We start from the raw sequence: 2,839 nt of genomic DNA on the forward strand, positions 1-2,839 counted from the left end.
TTGCGGGGCCGCGCCAAGGGCGGAAGCGCCGGTTCGGGGCAGCGCGCGATCCCGCCGATCAGCCGGATCGGCGGTCGCCTGAGCGAGACCCTGCGGAAACGTAGCGGAGCACATCGTCGAGGATGCGGCGCAGCGCGCTGGCGCGCGAGGTGGCTGGCGCGCCTGATGGTCCACGCGACGGCGACTCGGGGCCGCGCCCCGGCCGACTGCCGACCCGGGCACGGGATGCGGTGTCGGCAGGACCATGGCCGAAGGCGCATTGGCACTGGCACTCGCATCAGCCGTTGTGCGGTTGGCCTTGGTTCTCTGGCATCCGACCTCACTCGCCTGAAACCTGGCGCCCCGCCCAGCCCTACCCTCCACAACGTAGAAGGCCCGGCAATGCCGGGCCTTCTGCTGCCGCTGCAACCGGGTCGGTTACAGGTTCGCCTCTTCGGTCTGCACCTTGTAATGCTTGCGCATCGCGTCGATGTAGGCCTTGGCTGCGGCCATGCCATCGATCTGGTTCAGCTGATCGGTGAAGGCCTTCTTCTGCTCCGGCAGGACCTCGGCCAGGTTGGCCGGGGTCACCTTGGTGACCGCGTACACCAGGTAACGGCCCTGCACGGCCACCTTGCCGTAGCTCGGCTTGCCTTCGGTCGGTGCCTGCGCGCCGAACACGGCACGGTTGATCTCCGGGGTCGGGACCGGCTGGGTGCGCGGCAGGCCCGGCAGCGGGCTCACCTGCAGCTTCTCGCTGACCGCGAGCGCCTGCAGGGTCTGCCCCGCCTTGAGCTTGGCCAGCAGCGCGTCAGCGGCCTTCTCCGAGGCCTGGCGGCTACGGTCGGTACGGATCGCGGCAATCACCTGCTCACGCGCCTTGACCAACGGCAGCGCCTGTTCCGGGCTGTGGTCGGTCACCCGGATCATCACGTTGTGGTTCGGTGCGATCTCGATCGGGTCGCTGACCGTGCCGTCCTGGGTGAGGATGTCGGAGAACGCGGCGCGCAGCACGGCCGGATTGGCGGCGATGCCGCTGGCGGTGGTGCGGGTGAACGGCCCCAGCGTCTGCACCGGCAGGCCCATCTCCTTGGCCGGGCCTTCCAGCGAGGTCGGGTTCTTGTAGACCAGATCCACCAGGCGACCGCTCAGATCGGTGAAGGCGCGCTCGTTGTCGGCCTTGAGCTGCTCGGCGGCCAGCTGGTCGCGCACTTCTTCGAACGAACGGCTCTCGCCCCCCTTCTTTTCGCGCAGCAGCAGCACGTGGTAACCGAAGTCGGTCTTGACCGGACCGGTCACCTCACCGGCCTGCATCGCAAACAACGCGTCTTCGAACGGCTTGACCATCGCGCCACGCTCGACCCACCCCAGATCGCCACCGTGTTCCTTGGAACCGGGGTCTTCAGAGTTGGCCTTGGCCAGCGCGGCGAAGTCGGCACCCGGCTTCTTGGCGTCGGCGGCGATGCGGTTCGCCTTTTCTTCGGCGGCTTTCAGCTTGGCCGGATCACTGCCATCGGCGGCGATCAGGATGTGCGAGGCCAGGCGCTGTTCCGGCGTGGCAAAGCGTGCCTTTTCATCGGCATAGCGCTTGCGCAGGGTCGCCTCGTCGGCCGCGGTGGCGGCCGGCAGGGTGGCACCGTTGATTTCCACGTATTCCAGCGACACGGTTTCCGGCTGGCGGAAGTCCTTGATATGGCCGTCGTACCACTGCTTGATCTGCGCGTCGGTGACTTCGGCGGTATCGGCCGGCAGTTCCGGCAGCGCGGCCAGTTCAACGTCGCGGGTTTCGCCCAGCAGCTTGAGCAGGCGCTCGGTTTCAGCGGCAGTGGCGAAACCGGACAACTGCAGCGCCGACGGGATCACCGACTGCTGGATGCTCTCGCGCACCAGCGCCTCGAACTGGGTCGGGGTGCGCGGCGGATTGCCACCGGCCAGCGCCAGGCGGTACTGGGTGTCGCTGAACTTGCCATCGGGACCCACGAACGCCGGGATCGCGGCGATGTATTCGCGTACGGCGTTGTCGCCAATCACGATGCCGGACTGTTCGCCGGCCAGGCGCACGACCTGCTCGTCGATCATCTGGTCGAGCACGGCCAGCTTGTTCTCGGTGCTTTCGAAATGGCGCGGGTCGAAGTCTTCGCCCTGCTCCTGGCGGGCCTGCTGGCGCGCCTGTTCGAAACGCACGCGGAAGTCCTGCGAGCTGATCTCATGGTGCTGCCACAGGAACGACATCGGCCACCATGCCGGCGCCGAGCGCCACCACGTCGGCGGCGCTGCCACCTTGGCCACGTTCTGCGCACCCACGCCACCGAGGTAGCTGGAGTCGATCACGAACAGGAACGGAATCATCAGCAGCCCCAGGATCACCGTAACGATCCAGCCCGAGGTCTTGTCGCGAAGTTTCTGCAGCATGGGAAAAATCATGGCCTGAGTGGCGAGCCGGGCAGTGTAACCCGCTTCCGGCGTGGCTCCAAAACCATCGCGGGCAGGCGCGGTACCGCTACCGCAACGGCTGCGGGCCGCCGGATGTCGCCATCACATCGGCCCCGGCATCGGCAGCTGGTCATGACGCGCTTGATGCTGTCGCGATAGACAGAAGCGGTTCTTGTGCCAGCGGCGTGGCAGGCAGAAACGCGCTGTGAACCTCCCCAGGCGCGGCTGTTGGTGGATCGGGCGCTGGTCCCCCATGCCCCTTCGGGCGAATGTCCTCCGGCGTCGGCCTGCGGCCACCCCCTCCTCCTTGTTTCGCCACCAGCGGTGGTCGGCGGGTCGGGCGCTGGGCGCCGATGCCCTTTCCGGCGAATGTCCCCCGGCGTCGGCCTTCGGCCGCCCCCTCCTCCTTTATTTCGCCTCCAAGGGC

General features: G+C 67.6%; 1 protein-coding gene. It reads right to left on the bottom strand.

The window, feature by feature from the left end:
- Window positions 1–417: 417 nt before the first annotated feature.
- Entirely contained in the window at window positions 418–2,391 is a 1,974-nt protein-coding gene (locus AC1DQP_RS19045) for a peptidyl-prolyl cis-trans isomerase (protein ID WP_478052262.1), read from the bottom strand.
- Window positions 2,392–2,839: the final 448 nt, after the last annotated feature.

The sequence above is a fragment of the Stenotrophomonas sp. P5_A8 genome, from assembly GCF_056400545.1.

Coding starts and splice junctions, on each gene's coding strand:
- AC1DQP_RS19045 (WP_478052262.1), bottom strand. CDS start 2,391: ATGCTGCAGAAACTTCGCGACAAGACCTCGGGCTGGATCGTTACGGTG.